The organism is Thalassovita mangrovi (assembly GCF_009857745.1).
GTDB classification, from domain to species: domain Bacteria; phylum Pseudomonadota; class Alphaproteobacteria; order Rhodobacterales; family Rhodobacteraceae; genus Thalassobius; species Thalassobius mangrovi.
Map to the genome: position 1 here is coordinate 76,181 of NZ_WWEN01000009.1, position 17,662 is coordinate 93,842.

At 63.7% G+C, this 17,662-nt stretch carries 17 protein-coding genes; 4 read left to right on the top strand and 13 right to left on the bottom strand.

All coding sequences use genetic code 11. The features are described 5' to 3' along the window. Positions 1 to 185 precede the first annotated feature (185 nt). Entirely contained in the window at positions 186 to 1,526 is a 1,341-nt protein-coding gene (locus GR167_RS17290; protein WP_160974984.1) for an aspartate aminotransferase family protein, read from the top strand. A gap of 43 nt (positions 1,527 to 1,569) precedes the next feature. On the opposite strand, the gene GR167_RS17295 is transcribed toward GR167_RS17290, so the two are convergent. Genes GR167_RS17295 through GR167_RS17340 form a run of 10 tightly spaced genes read right to left on the bottom strand, consistent with a single transcriptional unit; the run spans position 1,570 to position 11,659 of the window. Further along, positions 1,570 to 2,265, bottom strand: a complete 696-nt coding sequence (locus GR167_RS17295) for an HAD-IA family hydrolase (protein ID WP_160974985.1) — start codon at positions 2,263 to 2,265, stop codon at positions 1,570 to 1,572. Then, positions 2,262 to 2,918: a phosphoglycolate phosphatase gene (gph, locus tag GR167_RS17300; protein WP_160974986.1), complete on the bottom strand. Its 657-nt coding sequence runs from the start codon at positions 2,916 to 2,918 to the stop codon at positions 2,262 to 2,264. The genes GR167_RS17295 and gph overlap by 4 nt, the downstream gene beginning before the upstream one ends. After that, positions 2,918 to 3,472 carry a thioredoxin family protein gene (locus tag GR167_RS17305; protein ID WP_160974987.1) on the bottom strand — a complete coding sequence of 185 codons (555 nt, stop codon included), beginning with the start codon at positions 3,470 to 3,472 and terminating at the stop codon, positions 2,918 to 2,920. The genes gph and GR167_RS17305 overlap by 1 nt, the downstream gene beginning before the upstream one ends. Positions 3,473 to 3,491: 19 nt before the next feature. Further along, a complete protein-coding gene (rpe, locus tag GR167_RS17310; protein WP_160974988.1) occupies positions 3,492 to 4,187 on the bottom strand; it encodes a ribulose-phosphate 3-epimerase in 696 nt (231 codons plus the stop codon). A gap of 59 nt (positions 4,188 to 4,246) precedes the next feature. Next, complete coding sequence (locus tag GR167_RS17315; protein ID WP_160974989.1) at positions 4,247 to 5,632, bottom strand: ribulose-bisphosphate carboxylase; 1,386 nt, start codon at positions 5,630 to 5,632, stop codon at positions 4,247 to 4,249. Positions 5,633 to 5,650: 18 nt separating this feature from the next. Then, positions 5,651 to 6,730: a class II fructose-bisphosphate aldolase gene (gene fba / locus GR167_RS17320; protein WP_160974990.1), complete on the bottom strand. Its 1,080-nt coding sequence runs from the start codon at positions 6,728 to 6,730 to the stop codon at positions 5,651 to 5,653. A gap of 20 nt (positions 6,731 to 6,750) precedes the next feature. Then, a complete protein-coding gene (gene gap / locus GR167_RS17325; protein WP_160974991.1) occupies positions 6,751 to 7,755 on the bottom strand; it encodes a type I glyceraldehyde-3-phosphate dehydrogenase in 1,005 nt (334 codons plus the stop codon). 20 nt (positions 7,756 to 7,775) lie between these two features. Continuing rightward, on the bottom strand, positions 7,776 to 9,758 hold the full coding sequence (tkt, locus tag GR167_RS17330) for a transketolase (RefSeq protein WP_160974992.1): 1,983 nt from the start codon (positions 9,756 to 9,758) through the stop codon (positions 7,776 to 7,778). 12 nt (positions 9,759 to 9,770) lie between these two features. Then, positions 9,771 to 10,643, bottom strand: a complete 873-nt coding sequence (locus tag GR167_RS17335) for a phosphoribulokinase (RefSeq protein ID WP_160974993.1) — start codon at positions 10,641 to 10,643, stop codon at positions 9,771 to 9,773. 11 nt (positions 10,644 to 10,654) lie between these two features. Continuing rightward, entirely contained in the window at positions 10,655 to 11,659 is a 1,005-nt protein-coding gene (locus tag GR167_RS17340; protein WP_160974994.1) for a class 1 fructose-bisphosphatase, read from the bottom strand. 101 nt (positions 11,660 to 11,760) lie between these two features. On the opposite strand from GR167_RS17340, the gene GR167_RS17345 reads away from it, so the two are divergent. Beyond that, positions 11,761 to 12,708 carry a LysR substrate-binding domain-containing protein gene (locus GR167_RS17345; RefSeq protein ID WP_160974995.1) on the top strand — a complete coding sequence of 316 codons (948 nt, stop codon included), beginning with the start codon at positions 11,761 to 11,763 and terminating at the stop codon, positions 12,706 to 12,708. On the opposite strand, the gene GR167_RS17350 is transcribed toward GR167_RS17345, so the two are convergent. Then, positions 12,705 to 13,565: a helix-turn-helix domain-containing protein gene (locus GR167_RS17350; RefSeq protein WP_160974996.1), complete on the bottom strand. Its 861-nt coding sequence runs from the start codon at positions 13,563 to 13,565 to the stop codon at positions 12,705 to 12,707. The two genes, GR167_RS17345 and GR167_RS17350, sit on opposite strands and share 4 nt — an antisense overlap. Positions 13,566 to 13,677: 112 nt before the next feature. On the opposite strand from GR167_RS17350, the gene pobA reads away from it, so the two are divergent. After that, positions 13,678 to 14,847, top strand: a complete 1,170-nt coding sequence (gene pobA, locus GR167_RS17355) for a 4-hydroxybenzoate 3-monooxygenase (RefSeq protein ID WP_160974997.1) — start codon at positions 13,678 to 13,680, stop codon at positions 14,845 to 14,847. A 303-nt stretch (positions 14,848 to 15,150) separates the two neighbouring features. On the opposite strand, the gene aroQ is transcribed toward pobA, so the two are convergent. After that, positions 15,151 to 15,591 carry a type II 3-dehydroquinate dehydratase gene (gene aroQ, locus GR167_RS17360; protein WP_160974998.1) on the bottom strand — a complete coding sequence of 147 codons (441 nt, stop codon included), beginning with the start codon at positions 15,589 to 15,591 and terminating at the stop codon, positions 15,151 to 15,153. A 67-nt stretch (positions 15,592 to 15,658) separates the two neighbouring features. Then, entirely contained in the window at positions 15,659 to 16,663 is a 1,005-nt protein-coding gene (locus GR167_RS17365) for an MBL fold metallo-hydrolase (RefSeq protein ID WP_160974999.1), read from the bottom strand. A gap of 195 nt (positions 16,664 to 16,858) precedes the next feature. On the opposite strand from GR167_RS17365, the gene GR167_RS17370 reads away from it, so the two are divergent. Then, a complete protein-coding gene (locus GR167_RS17370; protein WP_160975000.1) occupies positions 16,859 to 17,638 on the top strand; it encodes an SDR family oxidoreductase in 780 nt (259 codons plus the stop codon). Positions 17,639 to 17,662 lie beyond the last annotated feature (24 nt).

Genomic DNA, 17,662 nt, shown 5'->3' on the forward strand with positions numbered 1-17,662 from the left:
GGCCCCCGCTGCGGGGGCCCGGCAGCGCCCGGGATGCCGCCTTGGCGGGGTGGGCGCGAAAAAATTTGATCAAAATATTCAGAATTGCCTTGTCGCGCCGCGCCGAATTGGCAAACACTCGGTCAAATCAACGCCGCAGGTGAGTCCGCCAGGTCCCCCGGCATCGCTGCATGAAAGGAATGACCATGACCGTTCAGCCCAATTCGATTGAAGCCCGCGACGCGGCCTATCAGCTGCACAGCTACACCAACGCCCGCAAGATGGAAGCCGAAGGATCGCTGATCATCGAGGAAGGCGACGGCGTCTATGTCACCGACAATACCGGCAAGAAATACATCGAGGGCATGTCCGGCCTGTGGTCGGTCGCCGTCGGTTTCGGCGAGGACCGGCTGGTCAAGGCCGCCGCCGAACAGATGGCCAAGCTGCCCTATTATCACACCTTCGCGCAGCGCGGTCACACGCCCGCGGTGGAACTGTCGGAAAAGCTGATCCAGATGGCGCCGGTGCCGATGTCGAAGGTCTATTTCACCAATTCCGGGTCCGAGGCCAACGATACCGTGGTCAAGCTGCTGTGGTATCGCTCCAACGCCCTGGGCAAGCCGGAAAAGAAGAAGATCATCAGCCGCATCAAGGGCTATCACGGCATCACCGTCGCGTCCGGCAGCCTGACCGGTCTGCCCTATAACCACATGTCCTTCGACCTGCCGATCCCGCAGGTGCTGCACGCCGGTTGCCCGCATTACGGCGGCTTCGCGCAGGAAGGCGAATCCGAAGCCGATTTCGTCGCCCGCCTGGCCCGCGAACTGGACGAGATGATCCTGGAAGAGGGCCCCGACACCATCGCCGCCTTCATTGGCGAACCGGTGATGGGCGCAGGCGGCGTGATCGTGCCGCCGGAAGGGTATTGGAAGGCGATTCAGGACGTGCTGAAGAAATACGACATCCTGCTGGTCGCCGACGAGGTGATCTGCGGTTTCGGCCGCACCGGCAAGATGTTCGGCAGCGAAACCATGGGGATCGAACCGGACATCATGGTGATGTCGAAACAGCTTTCGTCCTCCTATATCCCGTTCTCGGCGGTGATGATGAACGACCGGGTCTATCAGCCGATCGCCGATGAAACCGCCCGCATCGGCACCTTCGGCCACGGCTTCACCGGATCGGGCCACCCGGTCGGCGCGGCGGTGTCGCTGGAAAACCTGAAGATCATCGAGGAACGCGATCTGGTCGGCAACGCCGCCCGCCTGTCGCCGCTGTTCATGGAACGGCTGAACGCGATGGCCGGCCACGACCTGGCCAAGGAAGCGCGCGGCATCGGGTTGATCGGTGCGCTGGAACTGCACCAGCAGGGCGAAGCCGCCGGCGTCGCGGGAGCGGCGATGAGCGCAGCCTGCCTGGAACGCGGGCTGATCGTGCGCAACCTGGGCGATACGGTGGCGCTGTGCCCGCCGATGATCATCACCGAGGCGCAGGTGAAAGAGATGTTCGACATCTACGCCGCGGCGCTGGACAGCCTGAGCTTCTGAGAAACCAAAGAACGATGAAAGGGGGGCTTTGGCCCCCCTTTTTTTATGCCGCGGGCAGCAGGCTGGCCAGATCGGCCGTCCAGTTCGCCCGCGCCAGCGTCGGCAGGATCCAGTCGGCGCCGGTGAAATCCTCCGCCCCGCTATACATCGACGGGGTGACCACCACGCGGATGCCCGCCGCGCGGGCCGATCTGACGCCGTTGGCGGTGTCCTCAAACGCGATTGTGTCCTCGGCGGGCAGGCCCAGCTGCTGCAGCGCCAGTTGATAGACGTCCGGCGCCGGTTTCTTCTGTGCGACCTGATCGCCCGCGGCGATGGTGTCGAACACCTCCGTCGCCGCGCGGCCCCAGCAGCTATGGCACAGCTGGTCGACATTCTGCGGGCTGGTGGTGGTGGCGACGGCCAGTTTCAAACCATGCGCGCGGGCCTTGTCGATCAGCTCGGCAATGCCCGGGCGCAATTCCAGCCCGCCCCGATCCACCAGGGTTGCATAGCGCGCGGTCTTGATCTTGTGCAGCCGGGCCGCTTCTTCCGTACTGAAATCGATGCCTTCGCGCGCGGCAAAGGCCAACATCCGTTCCTTGCCGCCGGTGGTCTTCAGCAGCTCGCGATACCCATCGCGGTCCCAATCCCACGCCAAGCCTTCGACCGCGAAGGTGTCGTTGAAAGCCCGCCGGTGCAGTTCCTCGGTTTCCGCCAGCGTCCCGTCGACGTCGAAGATCAGCGCGCGCAGCGTCATGCAAGAACCTCAAGCTGGGCTTGCACCAGCTTCGGCAGCTCCGCGAAATCGGAAAACGTTGCCAGGTGCGGCAGGTCTGCGGCCGGGGTCTTGCGATAGCCCTCGGTGAACAGCAGGAACGGCACCCCGGCGCGATCGGCGGTTTCGGCATCGACCTCGCTGTCGCCGACATAAAGGCAGGGCCCGTCGCCCAGATCGGCAAACGCCGCCAGCAGCGGCGCCGGGTCGGGTTTGCGCTGCGCCAGGCTGTCGCCGCCATAGATCACGTCCAGCGGATCGGTCAGCGACAGATGCGACAGCACCGCCCGCGTCGCCCGCATCGGCTTGTTGGTGCACAGCCCCAGCCGGTGCCCGGCCACGGTCAGATGCGCCAGCGCCTCGCGCACGTTGGGATAGGGGGCGGTCAGTTCCAGCACGGTTTCATAGCGGTCCTGGAAGACGCCCAAAATACGGTCATGTTCGACATCGGGGATTTCGCGCGCCGCCCGCATCTTGGCCACGAAGACCGAGGCACCGTTGCCGATGAAATCGATGGTTTCGTCCAGCGTAATCAGGTGCAGCCCCTCGTCGCGCAGGATCGAATTGGCAATGGTCCGGATGTCGGGGGCGCTGTGGATCAGGGTTCCGTCGAGGTCGAATACGATACGCGCCATTATGCTGCCTTCCATTTGATTGAGCACCCCATCGAAGGGATCTGATCGGCGGGGCCTTTTCCGGTTTCCGCCACCTGTTTCATTGCCTCGTACAGGTCGCGGCGCAGGTGCTCCGGCCCCGCTTCCTTGCGCGAGGCGTCGAGCCTGCCGCGATATTGCAGCCCCAGATCGGCGTTGAAGCCGAAGAAATCCGGGGTGCAGGCGGCGTCGTAGGCGCGCGCCACGTCCTGCGTTTCGTCGTAAAGATAGGGGAAGGGGAAATCGCGGCTTTCCGCCATTTCCTTCATCTTGTCGAAACCGTCGGCGGGATAGGCATCGGCATCGTTGGCCGAAATCGCCGCCACCCCGATGCCAAGCGCCTGCAGCCCGCGCGCGTCGCGCAGGATGCGGTCCAACACGGCTAGCACATAGGGGCAGTGATTGCACATGAAGATGATCAGCGTGCCGTTCGGGCCCTTGATATCGGAAAGCGTGTAGGTCTTGCCGTCGGTCGCGGGCAGGGAAAAATCGGGTGCGGGCCAGTCGAAATCGCAGACGGGGGGCGAAACAGCCATTCGGTGTCCTTTCGGGAAATCAGGCGGCCCGCAGGCGCAAGGCCGCCTCGCGGATCGCCCGCATGTTATCGCCATAGGGCGCCGGGTTGTCCACCGACCCGCCCTTGAACACCGCCGATCCGGCGACCAGCACGTCGGCCCCGGCTTCCACCACCAGCGGCGCGGTTTGAGGCGTCACGCCGCCGTCGATCTCGATATGGATCGGCCGGTCGCCGATCATCGCGCGCAGCTTGCGCACCTTCTCGATCTGGCTGTGAATGAACTTCTGCCCGCCGAAACCCGGGTTCACGGTCATCACGCAGACCAGGTCGACCATGTCCAAGAGGTAGTCGATATCTTCCACGCCCGTGCCCGGGTTCAGCGCCAGACCGGCCTTGCAGCCCGCGCCGCGGATCGCCTGCAGCGTGCGGTGGATATGCGGTCCGGCCTCCAGATGCGCGGTCAGCACGTCGGCGCCAGCCTCGGCAAAGGCCTCGATATAGGGATCGACCGGCGAAATCATCAGGTGCACGTCCATGACGGTGTTGATGTGCTTGCGGATCGCGGCGCAGAGCGGCGGGCCGAAGGTCAGGTTCGGCACGAAATGCCCGTCCATCACGTCCACGTGCACCCAGTCGCAGCCCTGCGCCTCGATGGCTTCGATTTCCTTGCCGAAATTGGCGAAATCGGCGGACAGGATCGACGGCGCGATCTTGAGGGAACGGTCGAAAGTCATGTCTGTCTCTCCTTCCGGGGCGGGGAAACTGTTGGGGCGGCAGCGCCGCCCCAACAGGATCATGCGGCGGAGTTGATCCGCAGCGCCTCGCGCCAGTTCGGGTAGAGCTTGTCGGCGTCGCCCGGGAAGCTTTCGAACGCGCGGGCGAATTCCTTGTGATCCTTGGCGAATTCCACCGGATCGGCGCCTTCCTTCCAGCACAGTTCGGCTTGGCGCAGCGAAATCGCACCCGCCGCCGCCCCGTCGATATGGCCGAAGGAGCCACCACCGGCGGTCATCACCAGGTTGGAATGGCCGAGGTTTTCGAAGAAACCGGGCATCCGCAGCGCGTTCATGCCGCCCGAAATGATCGGCGTGGTCGGTGCCATGCCATGCCATTCCTGGTGGAAATAGGGCCCGTCGGCGCTGTCTTCGGTGATCATGTAGGCGATGGCGCGGTCGCTGGCTTCGCCTTCCATCTTGCCGAAACCCATGGTGCCGACATGGATGCCCGACGCCCCCTGCAGACGCGCCATTTTCGACAGCACGAAGGCGGTGTAGCCGCGCTTGGCCTGGGGCGAGGTCACGGCGCCATGACCGGCGCGGTGATAATGCAGGTACTGGCGCGGGAACTGGCGCCGCGCGGTGGTGATCGCTGCCGGGCCGGTGACGTAACCGTCGACCAGGAAGGCCACGTGATCGGCATCCGGGCCGAAGGTTTCCAGGATGAATTCGGCCCGCGCGATCATTTCGAACGGATCGTCGGCGGTGATATTGGCCGAAAACAGCTTGGCCTGGCCGGTTGCGTCCTGCGCCCGCTTCATGGCGTCGGCGACCAGGGTGATGGTTTCCTTCATCGGCGCGAAGACCTGGTTGCCCTGCGGTTCGTCGTTCTTGATGAAATCGCCGCCGAGCCAGAAGTCATAGCAGGCGTCGGCAAAGGGCTGCGGCCGCAGGCCCAGCTTGGGCTTGATGATGGTGCCGACGACGAAACCGCCGTCGACATGGGGACGGCCCAGCACCCGCCACATGTCGGCGATGGTGGTCGAGGGGCCGTCGAACAGGCGCAGATAGGCGGGCGGCACGTAGAAATCGTGCATCTTGGCGTATTCCACGTCGCCCATGCCCTGGTTGTTGCCGATGGTCAGCGTCAGGAAGGAACACAGCATCGCGCGCCCGTCGATGATGTTGCGGTCGAACAGGTCCACCGGGTAGGCGATTTTCGTCAATTCCTTGTCCGGATCGATTTCATAGACCAGGGCATCGACGCCGCGGGTGAAATCGTCGGTGGTGGACACGTCCACATTGGTCCCGGTGGAGCTTTCGGCAGCGAAGTGGGCTGCGGTTTCAAGGTAGCCGTACCCTGCCTTGGGTTTCATGTGATAGGCGACCAGAACATGGTTGCCGCCCGCGATCAGGTCGGCTTCGTTCAGGTCGAGCCGTGCATAGCGGTTTGATTGATCCATAGTCAGGGTACTCCTTGATCAGGCTGCCGCGGCTGCGGCGGTTTGGGGCGACAGGCTGCCATCGGCGTAACGCCGCGCCATGTCGTCCAGAGGGATGGGTTTGATCGATGCGGCGTGACCGGCGGTGCCGAAACGTTCGAAGCGGTCGCGGCACAGCTCTTCCAGAGCGTCCATCGCCGGGATCATGAATTTGCGCGGGTCGAATTCGCTGGGCTTTTCCTGCGCGATCTTGCGGAACTGACCGGTCATCGCCATCCGGCAATCGGTGTCGATATTGACCTTGCGCACGCCCATTTTGATGCCCTTTTCGATTTCCTCGACCGGCACGCCATAGGTTTGCGGCATCTCGCCACCATAGGCGTTGATAATGTCCTGCAGGTGCTGCGGCACCGAAGACGATCCATGCATCACCAGGTGGATGTTGGGCAGCTTCTTGTTGATCGCCTCGATGGTGGCCATCGACAGGATGTCGCCGGTGGGTTTGCGGCTGAACTTGTAAGCGCCGTGCGAGGTGCCGCAGGCGATGGCCAGCGCGTCGCATTCGGTTTTCAGCACGAAATCAACGGCTTGGTCGGGGTCGGTCAAGAGCTGGTCCTGGCTCAGCTTGCCGACCGCGCCCGATCCGTCCTCTTCGCCGGCCTCGCCGGTTTCCAGGCTGCCCAGCACGCCCAGCTCGCCCTCTACGCTCGCGCCGACCCAATGGGCGGCATCGGTGACGCGCTTGGTGATGTCGAGGTTGTATTCGTAGGAGGCGGGGGTCTTCATGTCCGCTTCCAGCGACCCGTCCATCATCACCGAGGTGAAGCCGTGGCGAATCGCGCTCAGGCAGGTGGCTTCGTTATTGCCGTGGTCCTGGTGCAGGCAGACCGGCACATCGGGGAACATTTCCACCAGCGCGGTCACCATGTGGCGCAGCATGATGTCGCCGGCATAGGACCGGGCGCCGCGGCTGGCCTGCAGGATCACCGGCGCGTCGGTCTTGTACGCGGCCTGCATGATCGCCAGGCCCTGTTCCATATTGTTGATGTTGAAGGCCGGCACGCCGTAGCCCTTTTCGGCCGCGTGATCCAGAAGTTGCCTGAGTGTGATGAATGCCATTGCTTTGTTTCCTTTCGGGATTATGCCAGGAGCCGGCCCAGATGGGCGGCGTTGTCAGCCATACGGCAGGAAAAGCCCCATTCGTTATCATACCACGCCAGCACCCGAACCAAACCGCCGCCGATGACTTTTGTCTGGTCGCTGGCGAAATTGCAGGAATGGGTTTCGTGATTGTAATCAATCGAAACCTTCGGTTCGGTTTCATAGCTGACGATACCGCGCATTCCGTTTTCCGCGGCTTCGGCCATGATCGCGTTGATGTCTTCGGCGGTGACCGATTTGCCGGGGCGGAAGGTCAGGTCGACCGCGCTGACATTCGGGGTCGGCACCCGGATCGCGGAGCCGTCGAGCTTGCCCTTCAGTTCCGGCAGCACCTCGCCGATCGCCTTGGCCGCACCGGTCGAGGTCGGGATCATCGACATGGCGGCGGCGCGGGCGCGGTAAAGGTCCTTGTGGCGGCGATCCAGCGTCGGCTGATCGCCGGTATAGGAATGGATCGTGGTCATGATGCCGGCTTCGATCCCGATGGCGTCGTTCAGCACCTTGGCCATCGGGGCCAGGCAATTGGTGGTGCAGGACCCGTTGGAAATCACCGTGTCGCTGGCCAGGACGTCGCGGTGGTTCACCCCGAACACCACGGTCCGGTCGACACCCTTTGCCGGGGCCGAAATCAGAACCGATTTCGCGCCCTGTTGCATGTGGACTTGGGATTGGTCCTTGGAATTGAACTTGCCGGTGCATTCCAGCACTACGTCGACGCCGGACCAGTCCAGATCGGAGGGATCGTAGGTGGAATAGACCTTGATCGGGCCGTTGCCGACATCGATCGTATCGCCCTCGACCCGGATATCGCCGGGGAACCGGCCATGCACCGAGTCATATCGCAGCAGATGCGCGGTGGTCTCGATCGGGCCGGTGGCGTTGATCGCCACGACCTCGATATCGTTGCGGCCGCTTTCGGCGATGTGGGAAAAGGTGCATCGCCCGATGCGTCCGAAACCGTTGATGGCTACTTTGACAGTCATGTCGTCCTCGTCTCTTGTAGTCACAGAAGGGCCAGCGCCGTGTCGGCGGCGGCCTGCGGCGTGATGCCGAAATGTTCATAAAGCGCGGGCGCCGGGGCGGAGGCGCCGAAGCTGTCCATGCCGACGAACCCGTCTTCGGGGCGCAGCATCTGGCCCCAGCTCATCCGCACGGCAGCCTCGATCCCGACGCGCGGGGCGTCGCCCAGCACTTGCGCACGATAGGCAGCGTCCTGCGCAGCGAACAGCTCAAAGCTGGGGGCGGACACCACCGCCGCCTGAACGCTCTTCGCGGCCAGGATATCGGCGGCCTTCATCGCCAGTTCCACCTCGGACCCCGTTGCGATCAGGGTGACGTCGCGCTTGGGCGTCTCGCGCAGCACATAGGCGCCGCGCGCGGTCAGGTTCGCATCCGTATGGGCGGTGCGCAGGGTCGGCAGACCCTGGCGTGACAGGCACAGCACGGTGGGGGTGCCGGCGGACCCGGCAGCGATCTGCCAGGCTTCGGCGGTTTCCACCGCGTCGGCGGGGCGGATCACGTAGAGGTTGGGCATGGCGCGCAAGCTGGCGATGGTTTCCACCGGCTGGTGGGTCGGGCCGTCTTCGCCGAGGCCAATCGAGTCATGCGTCATCACGTAGGTGACAGGCACTTCCATCAGCGCCGACAGGCGGATCGCCGGGCGGCAGTAATCGGCAAACACCAGGAAGGTGCCGCCATAGGGCACGAAGCCGCCATGCAGCGCGATGCCGTTCATTGCCGCCGCCATGCCATGTTCGCGGATGCCGTAGTGAATGTAGTCGCCGCCGTAATCGGCGCTGCTGACCGGGCGCATGTCGCTGGTGAGCGTGTTGTTCGATCCGGTCAGGTCGGCCGAGCCGCCGACGGTGTTGGGCAGGGTGGCATTGACCACCTCCAGCGCCATTTCGCTGGCCTTGCGGGTGGCGACCTTGGGCTGGTCCGCCGACAAGCGTGCCTTGTAGGCGTTCATCGCGGCATCGAGCGCGGCCATGTCCGGCGCGGCGAGGGATTTGGCGAAATCGTCCTTGGTAGGTGCTGCGTCGAGCCGCTCCTGCCAGCCCTTGCGCAGCCGCGCGCCATTGGCGGCGATCCGTTCCCAGGCCGCCTTGATGTCTTCGGGGACCTCGAAGGCGGGGTAGGGCCAGTCCAGCGCCTCGCGTGCGGCTGCAACCTCCTCCTCGCCCAGGGGCGATCCGTGCACCTTGTGGCTGCCGCCCTTGTTGGGCGCGCCCTTGCCGATCACCGTGCGGCAGGCGATCATCGAGGGGCGGTCGTCGGCGCGGGCCGCGTCGATGGCGGCGGCGATGGCGTCGTGGTCATGGCCGTCGACCGATTGCACATGCCAGCCCGCAGCGGCAAACCGCGCCTGCTGATCCGTCGAGGTGGACAGCTTGGTCGAGCCGTCGATGGTGATCTTGTTGTCGTCCCAGAACACGATCATCCGGCCCAGCTTCATGTGGCCGGCGAAATCGATCGCTTCGTGGCTGATGCCTTCCATCAGGCAGCCGTCCCCGGCGATCACGTAAGTGTAGTGATCGACCAGCGCATCGCCGAAGCGGGCATTCTGCATCCGTTCGGCCAGCGCCATGCCGACCGCGGTGGCGATGCCCTGACCCAGCGGGCCGGTGGTGGTTTCGATCCCCTTGGCATGGCCGTATTCGGGGTGGCCGGCGGTGCGGTAACCCATCTGGCGGAAGTTGCGCAGCTGGTCCATGTCCATGTCGTCATAGCCCAGCAGGTGGTTGATCGCATACAGCAGCATCGACCCGTGCCCGGCGCTCAGCACGAAACGGTCGCGGTCGGGCCATTTGTCATCGGCCGGGTCGATCCGCATGAAACGGTTGAACAGAACGGTCGCCACATCGGCCAGCCCCATCGGCGCGCCGGGATGGCCGGAATTGGCGGCCTGCACGGCATCCATCGCCAACACACGGATGGCGTTGGCCATGACCTGTTCGGATACGGAAACTTTGCTTTGCAGATTCATCGGGGGACCTCCTCAGGCGCGTTTCGATTCACGGACCAGCCGTTCGATCATCGGGGTGAAGATCAGCTGCATCGCGAGGTCCATCTTGCCGCCGGGAATGACGATGGAATTGGCGCGGCTCATCCAGCTGCCCTGGATCATCGAGGTCAGATAGGGGAAATCGATGCCGCGCGGGTTCTTGAAGCGGATCACCACCAGGCTTTCGTCGGCGGTGGGAATCCAGCGGGCGCAGAACGGGTTCGAGGTGTCGACCACCGGCACGCGCTGGAAATTCACGTCGGTTTCGACGAATTGCGGGCAGATGCAATGCACATAGGCGTGCATCCGGCGCAGGATCGTGTCGGTGACGGCCTCGGTGGTGTAGCCGCGCTTGGCCTTGTCGCGGTGGATCTTCTGGATCCATTCCAGATTGATCACCGGCACCACGCCGATCTTCAGATCGGCATATTGCGCCAGGTTCACCGTGTCGTTGACCACCGCGCCGTGCAGCCCTTCGTAAAACAGCAGGTCGGAATCGTCCTCGAACGGGGCCCAGTCGGTGAAGGTGCCGGGGGCCGATCCCCAGAGTTCGGCTTCGTCCTCGTCATGCACATAGTGACGGGTTTCGCCCTTGCCGGTTTCGCCATAGGTGCGGAACACGTCTTCGAGCTTCTCCAGCTCGTTGGCGTCGAAGGAAAAATGGCTGAAGGTCTGATCGCCGTCGGAATAGCGGCGTTCCAGTTCCGCCTTCATCGCGGCGCGGTCATAGCGGTGGAAGGCGTCGCCCTCGATCGACACCGCATTCACGCCTTCGCGGCGAAAAATCTGATCGAAGGTGGATTTGACAGTGGTGGTGCCGGCGCCGGAGGACCCGGTCACCGAAATGATGGGGTGTTTCTTGGACATTTTGGGTCTCCTCAGGCGCGGAACAGGCCGCGATTGCCGAACAGGGCGGATACTTCCTGTTCCGGAAGATCGTGATAGGCGCAGACGCGGCTGACCTTGTCCCCCGATCCGAAGATCAGCGGCGTGCGGGCATGCAGCGTGTCGGCCTGCTGGCCCAGCAAGCGGTCGCAGCCCGATGTCGCCTGGCCGCCCGCCTGTTCCACCAGCATCGCGATGGGGGCGCATTCATAGACCATGCGCAGACGGCCGTGTTCGTACCCGGGGCGGTCGTCGGAGGGATACAGAAAGATACCGCCCCGGGTCAGAATGCGATGGGTTTCCGCGACCAGAGAGGCGACCCAACGCATGTTGAAATTCTTTTCCCGCGGCCCTTCGATACCGGCGAGGCAATCGTCGATATAGGCGCGGATCGGTTTCGACCAGTGCCGGTAATTCGACGCGTTGATGGCGAATTCATCGGCATTGGCGGGGATCATCAGGCGATCGACATTCAGCTTGAACACCCCGTCCAGCGGGTCGCGCACGAATTGCAGCACGCCGTCGCCGAAGGTGACCATCAGCATGGTCTGCGGTCCGTAGATCAGATAGCCCGCGGCGATCTGTTCGTTGGTGTCGCGCAGGAAGCTTTCCTCGGCCCCGTCCTTGGTCTCAAAGACCGAAAAGATCGTGCCGATCGACACGTTCACGTCAATGTTGGATGACCCGTCCAGCGGGTCGATGGCCAGGGCCAGGCTGCCAGCCGGGTCCAGCTCTTCCACCGTTTCGCGTTCTTCGGATGCGTAGTAGCGCACGCCGGTGCCGGTCAGCGCCTCGGCAAAGGCCTTGTCCGCGATCACGTCGAGCGCCTTCTGGGTGTCGCCGTCGCTGTTCGACCCCATTTCAGCGCCCAGGCGTTCGGCCAGCGGGCCGCGGGCGATCTGCAGGCTGAGCTCCGATCCGACGCGGCACAGCGCGCCGATCACCGGGCGCAACGCGGTCGGAATGGATTCTGCGTCGATGTAGGATTTATCGGTCATCCCCAAGGCCTCCCCTCCTTCGGCTGTGGATGAGATTGATTTGGGGGAGGAAGAGCGATAAGAAAATTTAATCTTTTTGAATTCGTCTTAGGAATTTTGGAATGCAGAACCTCAAGGCTCTGACCTTCAAACAACTGCGAGCGCTAACGGCCGTGGCCGAGCATGGCACCATCGCGGCGGCGGCGGACACGCTGTCGCTGTCCTCGCCCGCGGTGCACAGCCAATTGAAATTGCTGGAAGAAAACGTCGGCGTGCCGCTGATCGACCGGGACGTTTCGGGGCAATTTCACGCCACGCAGGAAGGTCAAATTTTGATCGATGCGTTTGAGAAGGCTTGGGGCGCGCTGAGCCGCGCAGCCGAGGATATCGACGCCGTGCGGCGTGGCGCCGCAGGGCGTGTCATGCTGGGTGTGGTCAGTACCGGCAAGTATTTCGCCCCCGGAATCGTCGCCCGGCTGAAGGATCTGCACCCGGAAATCGAGATTCGCCTGATCGTTGGTAACCGCAATGAGATCATCGAGGGGCTGGAGGCGGAAAAGATCGACATCGCCGTGATGGGCCGCCCGCCGCGCCAGCCCGACGTGACCGCCCAGTCCCTGGGCCCGCATCCGCATGTGCTGATCGCCAAGCCCGATCACCCGCTGGTCGGGGCGGGTAAGGTGCGCAAGGCCGATATTCTGGCGCAGCACTTCCTGATGCGCGAAGAAGGATCGGGCACCCGTATCCTGACGATGCGCTATCTCGACCGGCTGGGGCAGGGCAAGGTCTATGACTTCACCGAAATGGGCAGCAACGAAACCATCAAGCAATCGGTGATCGCCGGGCTGGGCGTGGCTTTGCTGTCGGCGCATACGGTGATCGACGAATTGCGATCCGGCCGGTTGGCGATCATCCAGGCCGAAGGCCTGCCGATCATGCGCTACTGGTTCGTGCTGCACCGGTCGCAGCAGCGGCTGACCGGGGCGATGCAGGTGGTGTGGGACGAAATCCGCACCCATGCGACCGAAATGATCCGGTCCGAGGAAGTGGCGGCGGCGATTTCCGATTAGGTCGCGACGAAGCCGTCATTCACCTTGTTGCGATAGGCCGAAGGGCTCATCCCGATCCGTTTACGGAACATGCGGGAAAAATAGGCCGGGTCGTCGAAGCCCAGATCGAAGCCGATCTGGCGGATGTCGATGCGGGTATAGGCCAGTTGCCGGCAGGCTTCGCGGAACACCGTCGCCTCTATATAGGCCAGCGCCGACGCCCCGCTCATGTCGCGCACCACTCGGCTGAGATGGGTCGAGGTGACGGCCAGCGCATCGGCGTAATCCGACACCCGCCAGCGGTCGCGGAAATGTTTCTGCACCAGCTGTTCGAACCCGGCCATGATCTGGCCGTAACGCGCCGGGATGTCGCCGCGCTGCGGCTGCGGCAGCAGCCGCGCCACCTGCACGATGATCTGCGTCGCCAGCGCCCTGAGGATCAGCGACCGGCCCGGATTGGCGGCGGCATGTTCATATTGCACGGAATCGAACAGGTCGCAGATCGCCGCCCCCGCGGGCACCATGCCCCAATGGTCCAGCCGTTCGGCCAGGTCGTTGGGCTGATCGAACACCTCGGGCAGTTCGGCGACCGGCAGGGTCAGCACATATCCGTCGGTGCCCTTGGAGAACTCGAAACTGTGCACGCTCCAGCGCGGCATATTGACGACGACCGGCGGGTCCAGGTCGTGCCGGGCGCCGTCGACGCTCATGACGGTGGCGCCGCGCCGGATCAGGAACAGCTGGTGCACATGCGGGTGGCGGTGCACCGGAATGGTCCATCCGCGCGGCCCGGCGCGGTCCAGAATCCGTTCGCAATGCAACAGGTCCGGCAACAGCTGCTGTTCGCCGTAAAGCGCGTATGCGGGGATTTGGGACATCTCTGGGTTCCTTTCGATGTTCGAAAAGTACCAGTCTTTGGGGGAAACTGCCATTCCGAATATACGCGCCCGGATGGTAATCCTGCCCTCCATCACGCAAGGGAGAATGGAAATGCGTACTCAGGTTTGTATCATTGGCGCGGGTCCGTCGGGTCTGCTGCTGTCGCAGCTTCTGCACCGCAAGGGCATCGAATCCGTCGTTCTGGAACGCAAGACCAAGGAATACGTGCTGGGCCGTATCCGCGCCGGCGTGCTGGAACACGGCTTTGCCGAGTTGATGCGCGAGGCGGGCGTCGGCGAACGGATGGACCGCGAAGGGTTCCTGCATGACGGCACCGTCATCGCCTATGACAATCACCAGTTCCGGGTCGATTTCGCCGCGCGGGCCAATGCCTCGGTGCTGGTCTACGGCCAGACCGAACTGACCCGCGACCTTTACGAGGCGCGCGAGGCGGCCGATGGCAAGATCGTCTATAACGTCGAGGACGTGCGCATCCAGGATGCCGACGGTGACGCGCCTTATGTCGAATACAACGTCGGCGGTCAGGGTCAGCGGATCGATTGCGATTACGTGGTGGGCTGCGATGGCTTCCACGGCGTGTCGCGCAAGACGATCCCGGAAACCGTCCGCAAGGAATACGAAAAGATCTATCCGTTCGGCTGGCTCGGCATCCTGTCGGAAACCCCGCCGGTGCACGAGGAACTGATCTACGCCAATTCCGAACGCGGCTTCGCGCTGTGCTCGATGCGCAACGAAAACCTCAGCCGCTATTACCTCCAGTGCCCGCTGGATCATAACCCCGAGGATTGGAGCGACGACGCCTTCTGGGAAGAGCTGAAGCGCCGTATCCCGGAACAGGCGGCCGAGAAGCTGATCACCGGCCCGTCGATCGAAAAATCCATCGCGCCGCTGCGCTCCTTCGTGACCGAACCGATGCGGTGGGGCAAGCTGTTCCTGTGCGGCGACGCGGCCCATATCGTGCCGCCGACCGGCGCCAAGGGGCTGAACACCGCCGCTTCGGACATCTATTACCTCTACCACGCCATGGTGCAGTTCTATGTCGACGGCGAAGAGGAAGGGCTGGATCGCTATTCCGAAAAGGCGCTGGCGCGAATCTGGAAGGCCGAGCGGTTCAGCTGGTGGATGTCGAACCTGCTGCACCTCTATCCCGAACAGGGCGAATTCGACCGCAAGATGCAGCGCGCCGAGCTGGAATTCCTCGAAAGCAACGAGTCGGCCCAGCGGGTGATGGCGGAAAACTACGTCGGCCTGCCGTTCTGAGGACGGACTTTGCTGAGAATTGGAAAGCGCCCGCCGGTTGGTGGGCGCTTTTTCTATGGGTGAGAGCTGTAAGAAGGCGACGCCCAGCCGCCTATTTAGTAGTCCCGGCCCGGAACAAGGCCGAAGGCCGCCGGGCCAGCGCCGGACCGTCCCGGCGGTCTGGCGCTTTGGTGAGGCCGCCGCATCGTCTTGAGGGTGTTCGGACTTGGCCGGGATAAACTGCCATTCTCAACCGTCGCGGCGCCAGCCCACGGTCCGGCGCTGGCCCTGCGCTACGCTTTGCCTATATGGATTTGACCCGGCTCAGTCCGCGACCAGCGTTGCCATCCGGCGCAGCGCCAGCTGGTAGCCTTCGACGCCAAACCCGGCCATCACGCCTTCGGCGCGCAGCGAAACATAGGAATGGTGGCGGAAGCTTTCGCGCTTGTGCACGTTGGTGATATGCACCTCCAGCACCGGCCCTTCGAAGGTGTTGAGCGCGTCGAGGATCGCCACCGAGGTATGGGTGAAGGCCGCCGGGTTGATGATGATCCCCGCCGCGGACTCCCGCGCCTCGTGGATCCAGTCGATCAGCTGGCCCTCGTGGTTCGACTGCATCAGATCGACATGCAATCCCAGCTCGACGCCCAGCTTCTTGCAATCGGCGGCGACATTTTCCAGCGTGATGTCGCCGTAAATCTCGGGTTCCCGCTTGCCAAGCAGGTTCAGGTTGGGGCCGTTGAGGATATAGATCGTCTTGGTCATGCGCATTCCCGCCTGTGTTCCGGGCTTTTGTCGCATCGGCCCCGGCCCATTGCAAGCACAGGCTGGCTCAGGCGCGGGCCAGCTTCAGGCGGTCTCCTTCTTCGATCCAGTTCAGCCGTCCCTGTTCGACCATGTAATTCACATGCGCCAATGCCTCGCTGAAGGCGAAGCTGGTTTCATGCGCATCGAGTTTTACGGAAAACAGCACCGACACCAGATCGTTGACGCTTTTCGGCTCAATCGCGCAGGCATCGGCGACCACGTCGCAGCGTTCGACATGGTGCTGGGCCAGCTCAGTACGTCGCCGGTGCAGCCCGCGGAACGGGCGGTGATGGCCGGACAGGACCAGCGCGTCTTCGGGCACCGTGGCGCAGATCTGATCCAGCGAGGCCAGGTAATCGCCCAGCGGATCGGCATTCGGTTCGCTGGCGAAGACGGAAACATTGGGGCTGATCCGTTCGATCACCTGATCGGCGGCCAGGAACAGGTTGTCCGAGGGCGCATAGAGCATCACCTGTTCGAGGCTGTGCCCGTCGCCGGTCAGAACCCGGAAATCGCGCCCGCCGATCCGCAGCTCCATCCCCTGCCGCAGCCGGCGATAGCTGGCTGGCGGGGTTGAAATCATCCGCAGGTATCCATGGCCCAGTGTGCTGACCAGCTTGGCGCCCTCGGGCGGCATGCCGTGGCGGGCATAGAAACGGGTATAGGGATCGGATTCGCGCGCCGCCGGGGCCAGGGCGAGGGTCATGAAGGACAGGTAGGACCCGGCGCTGGTCTGCAATTCGATCCCGAGCTTTTCGCACAGCCACCCGGCATTGCCGATATGGTCGGGATGGTGGTGGGTGACGATCAGCCGGGTGAAGCGTTCCCCCGCCAGCGGCCCGTCCAGCAGCGCCTGCCAGGCGGCGCGGGTTTCGGGATTGGAAATGCCGGTGTCGACAATGGCCCAGCCGTCGTCATCCGCGATGAAATAGACGTTCACGTGGTTCAGCCGGAACGGCAGCGCCAGCCGCGCCCACAGGATGCCAGGCGCGACCTCGAGCGTTTCACCGGGGGTGGGGGTGTCGGTCATGGGGAAATGCAGGGTCAAGGGGACCTCCGGTTTGAACGCGGCAACACTATCGGGCGCAGGATAGGGGGCAGCTCTAACCGGGCTTGTGCGCAGAAGCTATGGCGAAATGACGTACCGTCAGTTGACTGGCCGCTTGTCGCGGGGCCGGTCCACGGGCGACAGTCCCGCCAGTTGTTGCGAAAGGGAGGCGGGACAATGCAGATCAACGGATCATTGGCGGTGGTGACCGGCGGGGCGAACGGCATCGGCCGGGCGCTGTGCGAGGCTTTGGCAGGTGCCGGGGCGCGGGTTGTGGTGACCGATCTTGATGGCGATGGCGCCAAGGCCGTTGCGGAGCAGATCGGCGGGCGCGGATTGCAGCTCGACGTCAGCGATGGCGACGCTCTGGCGCGGCTGATCGCGGATGTCGAAGCCACCGACGGGCCGATCGACCTGTTCTGTTCCAATGCCGGGATCGCCACCGGTTTCGACGCGGAGTTTGCCAATGCCGGTGGGGCATCCGATGCGGTTTGGCAAAAGGCGTGGGAGGTCAATGTCATGGCCCATATCCGCGCCGCCCGGGTGCTGGTGCCGCTGATGAAGGCGCGTGGCGGCGGCACGTTCCTGAACACCGTGTCGGCGGCCGGATTGCTGAGCCAGGTCGGCAGCGCGGTCTATTCCACCACCAAGCACGCCGCCGTGGGCTTTGCCGAAAACCTTGCCATCACCCATCGCGACGACGGTATCAAAGTGTCGATCCTGTGCCCGCAGGGCGTCGATACCGACATGCTCAAGGGCATGAGCGAGGGGCCGCAATCGCTGGACGGCGTGCTGAGCCCCGAAGCGGTGGCCGCGGCGGCGCTGAAAGGGCTGGAGGAAGACCGCTTCCTGATCCTGCCGCATGAACAGGTGCGCGACTACATGGCCAACAAGCTGGCCGATTACGACCGCTGGATCGGCGGCATGGCGAAGCTGCAGCGGATGATGAAGGGCTGAAGGGGCGGACAGAACGGACCGGTT